The organism is Lysobacterales bacterium (assembly GCA_016703225.1).
GTDB lineage: Bacteria > Pseudomonadota > Gammaproteobacteria > Xanthomonadales > Ahniellaceae > JADKHK01.
The window spans coordinates 538,503-554,280 of record JADJCM010000003.1; the positions used below are offsets into that span (position 1 = coordinate 538,503).

A 15,778-nucleotide genomic window follows, 5' to 3' on the forward strand; every position below is an offset into this window, starting at 1 on the left:
CTCCGGGTCAGATCGACAGGCGCGCAAGTTTCTTGCGGCCGCTGTAGAAGAGCGAGGCGATGCCGCGCGATACCGAGACCGCGGTGTACATCGAGGTCAGGATGCCGACGCACAGCGAGAGTGCGAAGCCGCGGATCGGGCCGGAGCCGAACGAGAACAACGCGATGCCGCCGAGCAGGGCAGTGACGTTGGCGTCGAGGATGGTGCCCGATGCTTTCTCATAGCCGACCGCGATGCTCGCAAGCGGCGAGGTGCCGGCGCGCAATTCTTCGCGGATGCGTTCGTTGATCAGCACGTTGGCATCGACCGACATGCCGATGGTGAGCGCGATGCCGGCGAGACCGGGCAAGGTCAGGGTGGCGCCGAACAGCGACATTACCGCGACCACCAGCAGCAGGTTCAAAAGCACCGCAAGATTGGTGACGATGCCGAACATCTTGTAGTAAATGACGAAGAATGCCATCACGAACAGGAACGAGTAGAACACCGCATCGACGCCGGCCTCGATGTTGTCGCGACCGAGGCTCGGTCCGATGATGCGTTCCTCGACGATGTCGATCGGCGCCGACAGCGAGCCGGCGCGCAGCAGCAGCGCGAGTTCGTCGGCCTCGGCCTTTTGCAGGCCGGTGGTCAGGAAGCTCTTGCCGAACGGCTCGCGGATGTTGGCGATGCTGATCACTTCTTCCTTGATCCGCGCCGAGCGCACTTCCTTGCCGTCGACCATCCGGGTTTCCGGAATGCGCTCGATGAACACCACGGCCAGCGGGCGGCCGACGTTTTCCTCGGTCACCTGCAGCATCTTGCTGCCGCCGGCATTGTTCAGACGGATCGAGACGGCGGGGGTGCCGCTGTCCGAGTCGATGATGCTGGTGGCGGTGACGATCTCGTCGCCTTGGGCGATGACGCGGCGACTGAGCAGCACCGGTTGGCCGTCGCGCGTGTAGTAGAGCCGCGCACCGGCTGGAACGCGGCCGGTCTGCACCGCCTCCATGACGCGCGACGCATTCTCGACGTCGGACAAACGATATTCCAGCGTAGCGGTGGCGCCGAGGATCTTCTTCGCGGCGGCGGTATCCTGGATGCCGGGCAGTTGCACCGCGATGCGCGCTGCGCCCTGGCGCTGGATCACCGGTTCGGCCACACCAAGCGCGTTGATGCGGTTGCGCAGCGTCGACAGGTTCTGGTCGATCACCTGGTCCATGGCGGCGATGCGCGCCTCGTCCGGTACCTTGACCGAGAGCGGGAAGGAATCGAGCGAACCGGCGACATCCTCGATCACCACGCCGGGGGCGAGATTCGCGATCTCGCTTGCGGCGCGCTTGCGATCCTCGTCGCTGCGCAACGTGACCAGCACGCCGTTGTCTGCGCGCGCCGCGGTGCCACGAATGTTGCGGTCGCGCAGCGTGGTCTTGATGTCGTCGACCAGGCGCTCGTCGGCGTGTTCGATCACCGACTTGCGATCCACCTCCATCAGGAAGTGCACGCCACCCTGCAGGTCGAGACCGAGCGTCATCGGGTGGGCGCCGAAGCGGGTCAGCCACGACGGTACGGTGGATGCGAGGTTGAGCGCGACGGTGTAGTTCTCGCCCAGCGAACCGTGCAGCAGCTCCGAGGCGCGAAGCTGGGTGTCGCCGTCGAGCAGTCGCACCAGCAGGCGCTTCTCGCTCAGTTCGATCGCTTTGAAGCCGATCTTGGCGCGCTCCAGGTCGCCCTGCACCTTGTCCTTGATCGTTTCGTCGAGCACGGCGCCGCGGCTGGCGGAAATCTGCACCGCCGGGTCCTGGCGGTAGAGGTTCGGCAGCGAGTAGAGCAGTCCGAAGGCCAGCACCACAAAGATGATGGCTTTCTTCCAGTTGGGGTATTCAAGGGTCATGGCAGGGTTCCCTGTCGCCGGCGATCAGGCCGACTTGATCGTGCCTTTCGGCAATACGGCGCTGATTGCGTGCTTCTGCACCTTGATCTCGAGCTTGTCGGAGATCTCGACGGTGATGAAGGCATCGCTCATGTCGGTGACGCGGCCGAGGATTCCGCCCGAAGTCACGATTTCATCGCCTTTGGCGATCGCGTCGAGCATCGAACGGTGTTCCTTGGCGCGCTTCATCTGCGGGCGGATGGCGATGAAATAGAAGATGGCGAAGAACACCGCCATCATGATCAGCGGCGAAAAGGCGTCGGCAGGGGCGCCGGCCGCCGCCTGGGCGTGGGCGTCGGAAATCAGCAAGCTCATGGGCTCTCTCGTTGGGAGCAGCCGACATGGGGACGGTCGGCCACAAAAAAAGGCGGCGGATTATGCCACAGCGTGGGGCTCAAACCGCATCGGCACCCAGGTTGATCAGCCGCTCCAGGTTGTCGGCCAAGCGTCCGACGTCCTCGACCAGGGTATCGATCTCCTCGCTGGTGAGGCCTTCATACGGACGGTTTTCGCACAGATGCAGGTAGGGCACGCCATCGAGATCGTTGACCGCGAGGTAGCCGACGCGTTGTTCCCAGTTGAAGCGCAGCGAGCGCGTCGCGTTCGATTTGGCGAGCGGTGCAATCGGCGTCGAGATGCGCAGGTAACGGCGCCCACCCTCGGTTTCGAGATCGCCGAGGAACACGCCCTGGCGGCGCTCATCGTCGATGTCGAGATCGAAGCCGATCTGGTACGGATCGCTGGCGGTGAGGGCAAATCGCGCGCCGAGATGGGCGCGGACGTCTTCGAAACTGCGCATGGTCGTTCTCCAATCCGATGCGCTTATGCTACTCGCGTGGACACCGCAGCCGCCATCGCCGCCATTCTCGCCAGCGTCCGCCGCATTCCTGCCGGGCGGGTCAGCAGCTATGGCGAAGTCGCTGCCCGCGCCGGCCTGAAGGGCCGCGCGCGCATGGTCGGGCGCGTGCTCGGCATGGCTCCGGAGGATGATCCGGTGCCCTGGTACCGCGTGCTCAAGTCCGACGGCCGCATCGCCTTTCCGCTTGGCAGCGACGCCTTCAAGGAACAGTCGAAGTGTCTGCGCAAGGAAGGCGTTCCGGTCTCGAAAACCGGACGCGTCGATCTCGCCACCCACGCCTGGACCGCCGGGCAGTCGCTGGATGAGTTGTTGTGGGGTTAGCCCTGGGCGATACTTGTATCGCAATCCCGGTTCCGGAGGCCGCCATGAGCGCCGTTTCGCTTCGCCTACCCGACGACATTGCTGCGCGACTGCAGGAACTTGCCGATCGCACCGGTCGCAGCAAGACCTACTACATGATCGAGGCAATTCGCGAGCATCTCGCGGATCTGGAGGATCTCTATGTGGCTGAGCAGCGCCTGCTCGCAGTGCGCGCGGGCAGGGCCAAGACGGCGCCACTCGATGATTTGATGAAGCAGTATGGCCTGGCGGGTTGAATTTCATCCCAAGGCAAGGAAGGAACTGCAGAAGCTCGACCCGGTGGTTGCGAAGCGGATACTCGTCTTCCTGCACGGTCGGGTTGCGGTGGCCGAGAATCCGCGCAGCCTTGGTCAGGCACTGCACGGATCGAATCTCGGTGAGTTCTGGAAGTACCGCGTCGGCGACTTTCGCATCGTTTGTTGCATCGAGGACGCCATGTTGCGTGTCCTGGTCGTGCGTGTTGGCAACCGAGGCGACGTCTACCGTTGACTGGTCAGACAACCAGTATCGCCATTTGCTTGCGGGCGCGGCGCTGGCCCGCTGGGCGGTCGCCGCGTGCGCAGCAACATCCGCTCACATTGGCGTCGGTTGCCGACACCTGTTGCTTGCCGTGTGCGGCGATGCTGCGCCCGACGGTGCCTGGTGCGTGCCGTGGGGAGTCATTCGACATGTGGATCGAATCAGTTGTTCGAGCGGGCTTGCTGCTGGCTGCGGTCGGGTTGAGCGCGTGGAGCGCGGACGTGGCTGCGTTCAGCGAGGACCTGTGCTGGAGCGCGGATGGCAGCGGTGTGCTGGCGTGCACGCCGTTGCCGGCCGAGTGTCTGCCGGTTGGCACGACCACCGGGACCTGCCTGACGGCAGCTACCGCGCAGTACGTGGCGGCTGCTTCGTATCCGCACGCGCGCAGCCTGGTGCATGCCGACGCGACCTATCTGATGGCGCAGGCGGTCGGTTTCAGCAGCAGCGACGCCTACTGGATCGCGGCCTACGATCAAGCGGTCGACTTCGGTTCCTACGCTCCGGTCGATTTGCACGGTGCGCCGGTCGATGGTGGCGCGCTGGCGACGGCGATACTCGACGGGCTGGTGCGGACCAACGTCCCATCCGGTGGCATGTTCTTCCACTTCATCTCGCCGCGCACGGGTCCGCTCGGGCCACAACCGGTCGTCGATGGCTTGCATCCGAATCTCAGCGACGCCGATGCCGAAGGCTTTCTGGTGCACCTGCGATCCTGGGCGATGGCCGGCTCCGGCCCGACGCGCCCGGCCTGCACCGATGGCCTGACGGCATTCACCGGCAGCGACTACGCGCTCGGCACGCAGTGCTTCGCCCGCGACAACAGCGATCCCGCCGAAATTGATAGCGACGTCTCGATCTTCGGCCCGACCTCGCTGCCATTCGTGACGCCGACCGGATCGCAGATGATCGTCACCGCAGACGAGCCGGGCGGGCCGTTGTACGCCGAGTCGTTCGATGCCGTCGTCGGCGGCGGTGCATCGCGCGCGGCCGCGGCCCGGCTCGGCATCTACCTGCACGCGCTCGGTGATCGCATCTCCCATCATGTCTGCACTGATCGCAGCGCGTTGCAAGGCCCGGCGGTGGGGCCCTTGCGCGGTTTCACCGTCGATCTGAGCAACCCCGATTGTGGCCAGGGCCTGCATGCCTTGCGTCACGAATGGGAAGTCGGCATCGACCAGAGCCTGTTGGCCGAGACCGACCAGACCCTGGTGGCGGCGCTTGGCCGCAGCTACGACGAACTCGCGGCCTTCGCCGCCGTCCGCGGCGTCTTGATCGCCGGTGCGGGCTCGGCCACCGCTCGCGATGCGCTGGTCGCCGAACTGCTGCAGACCTTACAGCCCGCTGCCGGTGACGCGCGCATGGAAGCGATCACGCGCCTGACCTGCAAGCACGGCTTTCCGGTGTTTCCAGGCGCCGGCGATTGCCTACTGGGCGATGGCTTCGAGCAGTAGCGGGATGAACTCGGCAGACCAGTAATTCACTCTGACCCCAATGGCACTTCCTTAAGCCCCGAAGCGCTGGTCAATCAACAGTTTAAGGGAGTGGGCTGAGAGCCTCACGGCGGGTACTCTGCAGATGTCTAAACCGCTGAGTGCACTGAGAGGATCAGCCCTGATGCAGACTACCAAAAAAACGCCTGTGCGCAGCCATTGAGCAGCAGCGCCTGCTGTTGCAAGCGGGTGCGCGTGGTCGGCTGTTGGGCGTGTTGTCGAGCAGCGGGCTCGACGACGTGGTCGCTCGGCACTGCGGCAGACACCGCCAGCGCGTCTTTCCGCCTGGCGTCACCTTGGGGCTGTTGGTCGAGCAAGTGATGAATGTCGACGCTGCCTGCCAGGATGTTGTGGGGCGTTACCTGAGCGAGCGAACCGCATTGGGGCTGGCACCGAATGGGCTGGGAACGAGCTCGTATTGCAAGGCGCGCCAGCGATTGCCGCTGGCGCTGATCCAGGACTGCGCAGCCGAGGTTGCGACCATCGCAGCGCGAGCACTGTCGCCAGCGGCGCGCTGGCGGGGGCGAGAGATCAAGCTGATCGATGGCACTGGCGTCTCGATGCCGGACACACCCAGCCTGCAGGCCGCGTTTCCGCAGAGTCGCAGCCAGGCGCCAGGTGTAGGCTTTCCGCACGCGCTGATCGTCGGCGTGATCTCGCTCGGGTCGGGATGTGTCACCGATTGGACCATAACGGCGGCTCAAGGCAAGCGTAACGGGGAGTGCAGCCAGCTATGGAACTTGCTGGATCACTTCGCGCCTGGCGAGGTGGTAATCGCCGACCGCGCTTACTGTTCGTACTTCTTGCTGGCTGCCCTTTCGCTGCGAGGCATCGATTTCGTGATGCAGCAATAGCACCCCGTTTCCCATGCGCTTGGCGACGACCATGTCGCCCGCAAATTGCATTGATTCGGGTAGCCGAACGAATTGGCTGCGGCCAATCGAGAACAGCCTTGCTCTGTTTGTGACGAACGGGCGGGCGGGCATAGAGGTATCGTCTCCGCTGAAATTTGGTTCGCCGACCTGCAACCGATCCGTCGCGCACGCGTCGCAGCGTTGGGTGTCGCCGGATTCCGTGTCGATCTTGAACCAGCGGAGGCGCTACTCGGAGCTGCAGCGAGTTCGAATCCAGTCTGCGTCACATGATTCCCGGGTTGACGGTGCCCGGTTCGAGTTGTACAAGATATCTGTACGACACTGCCGGAGCGCCTCATGTCCATCGAAACCACCTACAGCCAGGCCCGCGCCGAGTTCGCGAGCTTGATGGATCGTGTCAGCGACGATCGTGAGGTCGTGATCGTGAAGCGGCGGGACCGTCCGCCGGTGGCGATGATCGCGGCGGATGAACTGGCGAGCCTGATGGAAACCGCGCATCTGCTGCGTTCGCCGGCCAATGCCGAGCGCCTGCTTGCGGCCTTGGGGCGTGCACGCAAGGGCACTGGGAAGCCAAAGTCTGCGGCCGCGCTGCGCGAAGAGGTCGGGCTTGACGCCTAGGACCGCGGGACGCATCGCCGTCTTCGATCCGATGTTCATCGAAGACCTGCGCTGGTGGGTCGACACCGACCGCCGCGCGGCCTTGCGTTTGCTGGATCTCGTGGATGCCGTGCTTCGCGATCCGTTTGCCGGGATCGGCAAACCGGAGCCGCTGAAGTACCTGGGTAGCGACGTCTGGTCGCGGCGCATCACGCAGGAACATCGCTGCGTCTATCTGGTCAAGAACGACCGCATCGATTTCCTGCAGGGTCGATACCACTACTGAAGGCCGACGACGATTGGCTGCAAGCGCGCAAATCGCCGTGGTCGTGCCTACAACCGATCCGCCTTGAACGTATCGCACTTCTGCGCGTCACCCGACTCCATGCCGATCTTGAACCAGCGCACGCGCTGGGCGCTGGTGCCGTGGGTGAAGGAATCGGGGACGACGTGGCCGCGGGATTGTTGTTGCAGGCGGTCGTCGCCGATGGCGGTGGCGGCGTTGAGGGCGGACTCGATGTCGCCGGGTTCGAGCCATTGCAGCTGACGTTGCGCGTGGTTGGCCCAGACGCCGGCGTAGCAGTCGGCCTGCAATTCCTGGCGCACGCTCAAGCCATCGGCGCCTTCCATTTCCTCGCCCTCCGCGCGCAACTTGGCAGTGCGCTGCATCACTCCGGTGACGTTCTGGAGGTGGTGGCCGACTTCATGCGCGATCACGTAGGCGCGTGCGAACTCGCCGGGAGCGTTGAGCTGGCGCGTCATGTCGTCGAAGAAAGACGTGTCGAGATAGACGCGCTGGTCGCCGGAGCAATAGAACGGCCCGACCGCCGAGGTGGCGTTGCCGCAGGCGGAGGCGACGGCGCCCGCGAACACCACCAGCTTCGGCGCCGGATACCGACCGCCTTCAAACGCCTGCGACCACACATCCTCGGTGCTGCCGAGGATCGCGCGCACGAAGTCGGTGGATTCGGTTTCAGGAAGCGCAGCAGGCGCGGTGTCGATGGGCGCTTCGCCCTGCGTTGTCGGCGCACCGCTGTTGCCGAGCAGGGCCAGCAGTTCGACCGGGTTCTTGCCCATCACCAGCGCGATCACGACCACGATCAGCACGCCGCCGATGCCCATGCCGCCCCGGCCCATCGGCATGCGGCGACCGCCGCCGGCATCGGCACCCACTACGTTGTCACTGCGACGACCGCGTTTCCACAACATCGGCTTTCTCCACCATAAGGAGCTCGCGCAGAGTCTAGCGCCGGACCGGCCTGCATCAGCGTCGCGGTCAGTCTTAACCGGGTGGTGTCGCAAGGGCGCGGAGTCGAGGGCGGTCGAGGGTGAAACACTTGGTCAGGTCCGGGTCGAGTTGCAGGGCCTCTCGTGCCTCTTTCTCCGCCAATTGCGACTGCCCCTGGGCAGCGTGGATCAGCGCCCGCTGCCCGACCATGTCGGCCTGCCGTGGCAGGTCGTTCGGGGCGTAGCGCTCGAAGATCTCGGCCGCAGCGGCCAGTGCCGCGAGCGCTTCGGGGTAGCGTTTCAGTCCACGCAGCGAGGCGACGCGGTTGCGGTGCAAATCGGCACCCAAAATGTTCTGATCAGTGCCGTTGTGCTTGAAGATCGCCAGCGCACGATCGTTCCACAACAACGCCTCGTCGTAGCGCTTCATCGCGAAGATGATGGTGGCGCGCACCGCCATCGCCGTCCCATACTCGTTGTGCTGTGCTCCATACATGGCCAGGGTCAGCGCCTGGCCTTTTTCGCCCGCCAGTAACGCCTGATCCAGTTGCTTCACATGCACCAGCGCATTGCCCAAGTTTCGCCAAGCGCGCGGGCAGTCGGGGTTGTTCGTCTCCTGCCCGGAGGTGGCGCAGATTTCTGCGATGGCGCGGTATTCGGCGATGGCGTGCGCGACGCCGATGCGGTCCCAGTCGATGGTAGCGGCGGACAGTCTCGCCGACAGCACTCTGGGATGGGCGGGGCCAAATAGTGCGGAAGACATCGCAATGGCGTCCGCCGCATGTCTTGCCGCCGCGTCGAGATTGCCTTGCTGGAGCTCGATGAGCGACAGGTCCTCGATCAGGCTGGCGAGACGTTCGTGCGGTGCCTTGAAGATGGTCCTGGACAACGCCAGCGCTTCTTCCAGCAAGACGCGGGCCTCGTCCTTCCGCCCGAGTTGGTATTGCGCTACCGATAGTGCAGTCAGGCCGCCAGCGAACTCGGTGTCCTTTGGGGCCGACGATGCGCGCCATGCGTCGAGGGCGCGTTGCAATGGGATCACGGCGTCTTTCGGACGCCCGGCCGAAACGCGCACCCATCCCGGCAACAGGGCGAGAAAGCGTGCTTCCTGCGGAGGTCGGTCGGGCAGTCGTGCGGCGCGCTTGGCGACGTCGTCGGCGGAGTCGATGGCCTCATCGAAACGCGCGGCGCCGACCAGGATATCGGTCCAGTCGACCAGGCCGGTCAGTGCCGCTTCGTCGGGCAGGGCGCGCAGTTCCTCGATCAGCGGTGCGGCGAGTGCCAGCGCGGCGCCATTCTGGCCATCCAGGTTCAGCGAGTACGCATGTTTCAGGTTGTATACGAGCCAGTCGCGGCGATCCTGGGGCTGCTTTGACACCAAGTCTGCCGCACGCGCATAGGCGCGCATGGCGTCGGCGTGCTCGCTCATCGTGGAGCTGATGTCGGCATAGGCAGCGTAGAGTGCGGCGCGCGTGGGATGGTCGAGGTCGGTGCTGGTTTCGAGCTTGGCGGCGGCCGCCTGCACCAGTTGCTGCGGTGTTGGCCGCTGGCCCTCGGGAAGCTGCTCCTGCGCCGCCTTGAAGATGCCGAGCAGGTAGTCGCGCACGGCGTTGGCACGTGCGGACTCGGAGCGCGCGGTCGCGGCCGCGCGTTGCGCGGCCTGCGCCTGCTGCGATGCCTCGCGGCCCTGTTGCACGGCGACGGCAAGGCTTGCGACCAGCGCCACGGCCAGCGCCGCACTCAGGCTCACCGCACCGCGATGGCGTTGCACGAACTTGCGCGTGCGGTACCAGCGTGAGTGCGGGTGGGCCGACACCGGGCGTCCGTCGAGATAGCGGTCGATGTCGTCAGCGAACGCTCCGGCGCTGCCGTATCGGCGCTGCGGATCCGGGTCGATTGCCTTCAGGATGACGTTGTCCAGATCCCCGACCAGGCTCGCACGCAGCGCCCGCAATTGCAGCCCGGCGGGCAATTCGTCGTCGCCGATGCGGGTGGCGATCACCGATGGGCGCGTCGTCCAGCCGCGTTCCGGGCGCACCCCGGTCAGCAATTCATGCAGCACGACGCCGAGCGCGAACACATCGGTGGCGGTGGATACCGGGTCGTTGGCGAGCTGTTCCGGAGCAGCGTAGTCCGGCGTGAACGCGATGTGCGTGGTGCGCGTCGTCGCCTCGTCGGAGTCGAGCAGCTTGGCGATGCCGAAGTCGAGCAGCATGGGCCGGCCGGAGCGGCGCAGGAACACGTTCGAGGGCTTGATGTCGCGGTGCACGACCAGTTGCCGATGTGCGGACTCGACTGCGCGGCACACGGTGGCAAACAATCCGAGTCGCGCACGCAGCGGCAGCGCTTGCGCGCGCGCGTGGGTGGTCAGCGGTTGGCCATCGACATAGTCGATGACCAGATACGGAAGCCCTTCCTGGATGCCGCCGTCGATCAAGCGCGCAATGCTCGGATGGTCGAGTCTGGACAATGCCTCGCGCTCGCGTCGGAACGCCTTCTGGCGCTCCTCGGCGTGCATGCCGATGCGCAGGATCTTGACCGCGACCGGCCGCGTGTCGTCCGTATCGAGGCGCTGTGCCAGGTAGACCACCGACATGCCACCTTCGCCGATGCAACGCTGTAGGCGGTAGCTGCCGAGCGCGCGTCCGCTCCAGTCGGCGGCGACGTGTTCGGCGCTGGCGTCGGCGGTGGCGAAATGCGCGTGCAGATGGTCGAGCAGGGTGGCGTCGATGTCCTTGTGCGCGTTCGCCAGCAACGACTGGACCTGGGCGCGCAGCGCGGAATCGGTGCAGTGCGCTTCGAGCCAGGTGGAGCGCACCTGCGTCGGTTGTTCGAGAGCGGCCTCGAACCAGGCGCGCAGCGTCGAACCGGGGGCTTCGCTCATGGTGCCAGCGCCTGCTGCAGGTAGGCGCGCGCGAAGCGCCAATCGCGGTCGACCGTGCGCGTCGAGAGGCCATGCATGGTGGCGATGCGCTCCAGCGTCAGCCCGCCGAAGAGGTACAGCTCGACCACGTCCGCGGCGCGCGCGTCTTCGCGTTCCAGGGCATTGATGGCGCTGTCCAGCTCGAAGGCGCGCTCGGGAGTGTCGAGCCAGCCGGCGAGCAGGGTCTCGTCATCGTGCGGAAGTTCGACCAGGATCTGGTCGCCGCCGGACTTGAGGCGGGCGCGGGCACGCGCGCGGTCGACCAGCAGATGGCGCATCGCCTTCGCGGCATAGGCATAGAAGCGCACCGGTTCGCGCAGGTCCAGATCGTCGCGCGCGGCCAGCGAAAGGTAGAGGTCGTGGACCAGGCCGGTGGTGTTCAGGGTATCGCCGCGGCGGCGGCGCTGCGCCCGCGCCAGGCGCTTGAGTTCGGCGTAGAGGCGGTGAAAGGCATCGTCGATGCCGGGACGGGAAGACACGGTCTCGGGTCGGGCGTCGGACATCGGCGACTCGCGCAGGCAACGCAACAGAGCCGCATTCTTGCGTGCCGCCAGCCGTTCGGCAATCCGCGGCGCAATCATTCGAAACCATCCCCGAACAGCGGGCCGCGGCAGGCGTCCGCACTGAACCGCGGGTCAATCACGACGGCATAGCGGTTGCCCGCAGCCATCGCGATCGCGGGGCTGGCATTGAGCAGGTACCAGCGTTGCAGCGAAGGTTCGTAGCGAACGCTGACCAACGGCGTCGGCATCTGGCCGCTGCCGCTCCCCGCAACGTGCGGATTGGCGCAGTGCACGCCGTTCAGTGCCGGATGATCCAGCAGCGACACCACCGGCGTCACCAGATTGGCGGCCGAGACAGTGTGCAGGAACGCGTTCCGGCTCGGAGCCTGGGCGTAGACCACGAAGGCGGTGGCATTGGGCATGGCGGCGCTGTCGGTGTTGACGATGCGCCAGGCGCCGTTGAGGTGCGCCGCACCGAACGGGTGGGGATTGTGCGTGCTGCTGAGTCCGGCGCCACGGGTGGCGCTGACCAGGAAGATCCAGTTGCTCGGCAGATCGGCCCAGGAGGCGCTCAGGCTGGTGCCGGAAACCGAGAAGTTGTTCGCTGCAGAGGTCAGGTGGGTTCCCGCGTGTCCGCCGCTGGCCAACTGTCGGATCGTGAACCCGGTGTCTGCCGGCAGATTCACACCGTCGCTGCTGATCAGCGACCAGCGCTGGGTGAACTCGCCGAACGACTGCGACAGCGGCCCGGGGCTGGCAACGATCGAGCTGGAATCGCTGCCGCCGCTGCGGGTGATGTGCATCAGTGCCGCGGGGTTGTCGTCCAGGCCCGGGCGGCTCAATTCGGTGGCGCTGGCACTGGTACCGGCGTTGTGGGTGAAGCTCTGGTCGCCGAACTCGAAGGCACCCAGATCGACCCAGGCACCGATCTCCCGGCGCAGGCCATCGTTGTCGAGCGGCGCGGGTACGCCGAGATGGAGCAGCGCCTCGCGCGCCAGGTAGTTGCCGGCGTCGATGGCGGGCGACGTCGGCTGCAGGCGCAGATCGTGCACGGATGCGAACTGCGGATCGGCCAGCAACGTGTTCGGCCCCAGCGGCGTGGAGTTGCCCACCGTGTTGAACAGCAGATTGTGGTCGTTGCTGATGTCGGGGTGTCCAGGCGTCCATGTCAGGCCGGGCTCCGAGCCGGCCGCAGTCGTGCGTGCGACGATGTTGTTGCGGATGCGCGCGGTCAGGGCGGTGTGCGACGGCGAGGTGTCGTACAGGGCGATGCCGCGGCCGAAGCTGCGAATGGTGTTGTTGGTGATGTCGTAGCGGCTGCTGCCAGTGCCGACGCTGCTGGCGATGGCGACATCGGTCCACTGCGTGCCGGTGTCGATCAGGTTGTCGATGACGCGAACCTCGAACGACACGCTGGCGCCGAAAGGAGTCAGACGGATTCCTTCGCGCAGCGGGCTGACGACGGCATCGGGATCGACACTCGCGACGATGCGGTTGCGGCGGATTTCGACGCTGCCGTTCTGGGTGGTGCCGATCACCGAAAGCCCTGCGCGCGACGCGCTCGGGTTGGGCGGGCCGGGTTGCGATTCGATCAGGTTGTCTTCGATCAGGATCTGCGTCGGTGCGTTCAGTCCGACGAACAGCGCCTGTACGGCGTCGAGCGATGCCCGCACGCGATTCTGGCGCAGCGTGATCTCGGTGGCCGAGCCGGTGTCAGTGCCGAGGGTTGCGAGGTACAAGCCACCGCTCGTGCCGACTTGCGTGACGTCCATGCGTTCGATCAGCGCGTGCCCGGCACGCGTCGTCGCAAACTCGAAGCGGCCGCCTGCGAATGCCAGTCCGGCGTAGACCAGGTCGTAGGGAACCCAGAAACCGGTGCTGCTTGGCGAGAAGTCGACGATCAGGTTGCGCCCGGCGGCCAGGGTTGGGTGGAAGCCCTCCGCTGCGCGCAGGCTGACCAGTCGATCCTCGATCAGCAGCGACTCGTCGATCGTGGCATCGCTGGCGATCTCCACGACGTCGCCAGGGTCAACGCCATTGAGGCAGTTCTGCAGCGTGTGATGGCAGGGCGGCGCGCCCGGCCAGGTGCGTACGGCGGCTGGTGCGGCGGTGGCCGCCAGCAGCAACGCAGACAGCGGAAGCAACGACTTCGAACGCAGCAAGGACATCGGGAACTCCGGGCAGGGGATGCACCGGAGCAAGCGAAGTCTGGCGGGCGATCACGACACGCGCCAATCTCGTCTCAGCGCGGACCGCGCGGACCGCCGCGGTTCGGCTTTCCGCCGCCGGGACGCGCGCCACCCGGGCGCGGGCCGCCTGCGGGGCGCGGGCCGGGGCCGCGGCCCTGCGGACGCGGGTTGTCCATGAAACTGTGCGAGTCCATCGGGCCGGTGAACGTGGCCGGAGCACGCCGGCCACCGCCGCCTTCGCGACGCGGTTTGCCGCCCGGGCCGGCTGGCGCGAAATTGCCCGAGGGGCGCGCCGGGCGCGCGTCAATCCGGTTGCCGCGGTTGTCGTCGTCGTGGCTCGGGCGTTCTTCGCCGCCGAAACTGTTGCCGCGCTCGGCACCGCCATGCGCGCCGGGAGCGGCGCCATCGCGGCGCGGCTTGCCCTTGAAGCCGCCTGGCTTTCCGCCGGGCGGACGCGGTCCGCCGGCCTTGTAGCCGCCACCCGGTTTGGCGCCGGGTTTGCCGCGACGCGCGCCCGAGCCGGGCTTGCGATCGCGGCGGAAGCCGTCGTCGGAAACGCGGTCGAAGGCGCGCAGTTCGCGACCCTCATCCTGCTGGCCGCTCCAGCCCTCGGCCTTGCCCGCGGGGCGGAATTCGTTGACGTTTTTCTGCGCGCGGCGCACGCCGAGCACCGCCTGCAGGGTCAGTGTATCGGGGACATCGCCAAGGCCGGCCTGCTTGCGCAGCGCGACGATTTCCTCGATCGGCAACGGCTGATAGTGGCCGCGACGCAGTTGACGCGGCAGTTCGATGCTGCCGTAGCGGATGCGCTTGAGGCGCGACACCAGCAGCCCGACTGCTTCCCACATGCGTCGCACCTCGCGGTTGCGTCCTTCGCGCAGGGTGACGCGGAACCAGCTGTGCGTTTCGCCGAGCGAGATGGTGTGGATCTCGTCGAACTGGGCGCTGCCATCTTCCAGCAGGATGCCATTCTTCAGGCGTTCCAGGATCTCTTCGGTGACGGTGCCATGGATGCGGCAGACGTACTCGCGTTCGACCTCATGCGAAGGATGCATCATCGCGTTCGCGAGTTCGCCATCGGTGGTCAGCAGCAGCAGGCCGGTGGTGTTCATGTCGAGCCGGCCGATCGCGATCCAACGCGCGCCCTTGAGCTTGGGCAGGCGCTCGAACACGGTGCGGCGACCGTCCGGATCGTCGGTCGTGGTCAGTTCACCTTCGGGCTTGTGATAGAGCAGCAGTTGCACCTCTTCCGCCGGCGTCGGCATCGCCATGAACACCTTGCCGTCGATTTCGACGCGATCACCATTGCGGATGCTGGAGCCAATTTCCGCGACGCCGCCATTGACCTTGATTTCGCCGGCGCTGATGCGCTCCTCGATGGCGCGGCGCGAACCGATGCCGGCTTGCGCCATGACCTTCTGCAGGCGTTCTTCGACGACCGGGCCGCCGTCGCGGCCCTCGCGCTTCAGTGACAGGACGCGGCGCGGGGATTCTTCGGTGCTCATGCTGCTGTGCTCATGGGTGGTCCTCGGGATCGACGCCGCCATCCGGCGCGTCGTAGTCGTCGCCGCTGCGTTCTTCGCTCGGCGTTTCTGCGGATTCGACGCCGGCGCCGTGTTCGGCCGGGGCAATGGTGGATTCGATGTTGTTGGACTCGACCAGTTGCTGGCGCTCGATGAAGGTCTCAGCGGCGCCATCGTCACCTGGGTCCATGGCGTCGTCGCCGGCAGACGCAAGCGGCGTCGGCAGTGCCCCGATCGCCTGCGGATCGAGGTCGAGCTGCGGGTCTAGTTCGCTCAGGTCGCGCAGTTCGGCCAGCGGCGGCAACTGGTCCAGGCTCTTCAGGCTGAAATAGTCGAGGAAGTGCTTGGTGGTGCCAAACAGCGCCGGCCGGCCGGGCACATCACGATGGCCGACGACGCGGATCCATTCGCGCTCCTCCATCGTCTTGATGATGTTGGTCGATACCGCGACGCCGCGGATCTGTTCGATCTCGGCGCGCGTGATTGGTTGCCGGTAGGCGATCAGCGCCAGGGTTTCGAGCAGCGCGCGCGAATACTTGGTCTGACGTTCGCTCCACAGGCGCGAGACCCAGGGCTGGGTTTCGCGGCGGATCTGGTAGCGCCAGCCGCTCGCAACCTCGACCAACTCGATGCCGCGGTCGCTGCAGTCCTGCTGCAGTTCCGCGATCGCATTGGCGATGCTGTCGACGCCCGGCATTTCCTCCTCGCCGAACAGTTCGTTGATCTGGATCAGCGGCAGCGGCTGGCCGGAGGCGAGCAGGGCGGCTTCGATGATGCGCTTCAGTTGGGCGATTTCCATCG

16 protein-coding genes are annotated in these 15,778 nt (G+C 66.1%); 7 read left to right on the forward strand and 9 right to left on the reverse strand.

Features of this window, described 5'->3' with window-relative positions; genetic code table 11:
- Positions 1–7: 7 nt before the first annotated feature.
- The 3 genes from secD to IPG63_15670 all read right to left on the reverse strand — a co-directional run bounded on the left by secD (position 8) and on the right by IPG63_15670 (position 2,711).
- The gene (secD, locus tag IPG63_15660) at positions 8–1,873 is read right to left on the reverse strand and encodes a protein translocase subunit SecD (protein ID MBK6728635.1); all 1,866 of its coding nucleotides are present in this window, start codon (positions 1,871–1,873) and stop codon (positions 8–10) included.
- Between the two features lie 24 nt (positions 1,874–1,897).
- Positions 1,898–2,227, reverse strand: coding sequence for a preprotein translocase subunit YajC (gene yajC / locus IPG63_15665; protein MBK6728636.1), 330 nt, complete (start codon positions 2,225–2,227; stop codon positions 1,898–1,900).
- A gap of 79 nt (positions 2,228–2,306) precedes the next feature.
- Positions 2,307–2,711, reverse strand: a complete 405-nt coding sequence (locus IPG63_15670) for a hypothetical protein (protein ID MBK6728637.1) — start codon at positions 2,709–2,711, stop codon at positions 2,307–2,309.
- Between IPG63_15670 and IPG63_15675 the strand changes: the two genes are divergently transcribed.
- From IPG63_15675 to IPG63_15705, 7 genes are all read left to right on the forward strand, one after another.
- Positions 2,682–3,092 (forward strand): MGMT family protein, encoded by a 411-nt coding sequence (locus IPG63_15675; GenBank protein MBK6728638.1) that lies wholly within the window; start codon positions 2,682–2,684, stop codon positions 3,090–3,092. The two genes, IPG63_15670 and IPG63_15675, sit on opposite strands and share 30 nt — an antisense overlap.
- Before the next feature lie 44 nt (positions 3,093–3,136).
- Complete coding sequence (locus IPG63_15680) at positions 3,137–3,367, forward strand: ribbon-helix-helix protein, CopG family (GenBank protein ID MBK6728639.1); 231 nt, start codon at positions 3,137–3,139, stop codon at positions 3,365–3,367.
- Entirely contained in the window at positions 3,351–3,620 is a 270-nt protein-coding gene (locus IPG63_15685; protein ID MBK6728640.1) for a type II toxin-antitoxin system RelE/ParE family toxin, read from the forward strand. Before IPG63_15680 ends, IPG63_15685 begins: the two co-directional genes overlap by 17 nt.
- Before the next feature lie 251 nt (positions 3,621–3,871).
- A complete protein-coding gene (locus IPG63_15690; GenBank protein ID MBK6728641.1) occupies positions 3,872–5,101 on the forward strand; it encodes a hypothetical protein in 1,230 nt (409 codons plus the stop codon).
- A gap of 359 nt (positions 5,102–5,460) precedes the next feature.
- The gene (locus IPG63_15695; GenBank protein MBK6728642.1) at positions 5,461–5,994 is read left to right on the forward strand and encodes a transposase; all 534 of its coding nucleotides are present in this window, start codon (positions 5,461–5,463) and stop codon (positions 5,992–5,994) included.
- Between the two features lie 357 nt (positions 5,995–6,351).
- Positions 6,352–6,633, forward strand: a complete 282-nt coding sequence (locus IPG63_15700; protein MBK6728643.1) for a type II toxin-antitoxin system prevent-host-death family antitoxin — start codon at positions 6,352–6,354, stop codon at positions 6,631–6,633.
- Positions 6,533–6,898: a Txe/YoeB family addiction module toxin gene (locus IPG63_15705; protein MBK6728644.1), complete on the forward strand. Its 366-nt coding sequence runs from the start codon at positions 6,533–6,535 to the stop codon at positions 6,896–6,898. Before IPG63_15700 ends, IPG63_15705 begins: the two co-directional genes overlap by 101 nt.
- A 47-nt stretch (positions 6,899–6,945) precedes the next feature.
- Here IPG63_15705 and IPG63_15710 read toward each other — a convergent pair whose 3' ends face one another.
- The 6 genes from IPG63_15710 to scpB all read right to left on the reverse strand — a co-directional run bounded on the left by IPG63_15710 (position 6,946) and on the right by scpB (position 15,776).
- Positions 6,946–7,821 (reverse strand): neutral zinc metallopeptidase, encoded by an 876-nt coding sequence (locus IPG63_15710; protein MBK6728645.1) that lies wholly within the window; start codon positions 7,819–7,821, stop codon positions 6,946–6,948.
- 73 nt (positions 7,822–7,894) lie between these two features.
- Entirely contained in the window at positions 7,895–10,723 is a 2,829-nt protein-coding gene (locus IPG63_15715) for a serine/threonine protein kinase (protein ID MBK6728646.1), read from the reverse strand.
- Complete coding sequence (locus tag IPG63_15720; protein MBK6728647.1) at positions 10,720–11,343, reverse strand: sigma-70 family RNA polymerase sigma factor; 624 nt, start codon at positions 11,341–11,343, stop codon at positions 10,720–10,722. The genes IPG63_15715 and IPG63_15720 overlap by 4 nt, the downstream gene beginning before the upstream one ends.
- On the reverse strand, positions 11,340–13,433 hold the full coding sequence (locus IPG63_15725) for a hypothetical protein (protein MBK6728648.1): 2,094 nt from the start codon (positions 13,431–13,433) through the stop codon (positions 11,340–11,342). The genes IPG63_15720 and IPG63_15725 overlap by 4 nt, the downstream gene beginning before the upstream one ends.
- A gap of 74 nt (positions 13,434–13,507) precedes the next feature.
- Positions 13,508–14,959 carry an rRNA pseudouridine synthase gene (locus tag IPG63_15730; protein MBK6728649.1) on the reverse strand — a complete coding sequence of 484 codons (1,452 nt, stop codon included), beginning with the start codon at positions 14,957–14,959 and terminating at the stop codon, positions 13,508–13,510.
- Between the two features lie 10 nt (positions 14,960–14,969).
- Entirely contained in the window at positions 14,970–15,776 is an 807-nt protein-coding gene (scpB, locus tag IPG63_15735) for an SMC-Scp complex subunit ScpB (protein ID MBK6728650.1), read from the reverse strand.
- Positions 15,777–15,778: the final 2 nt, after the last annotated feature.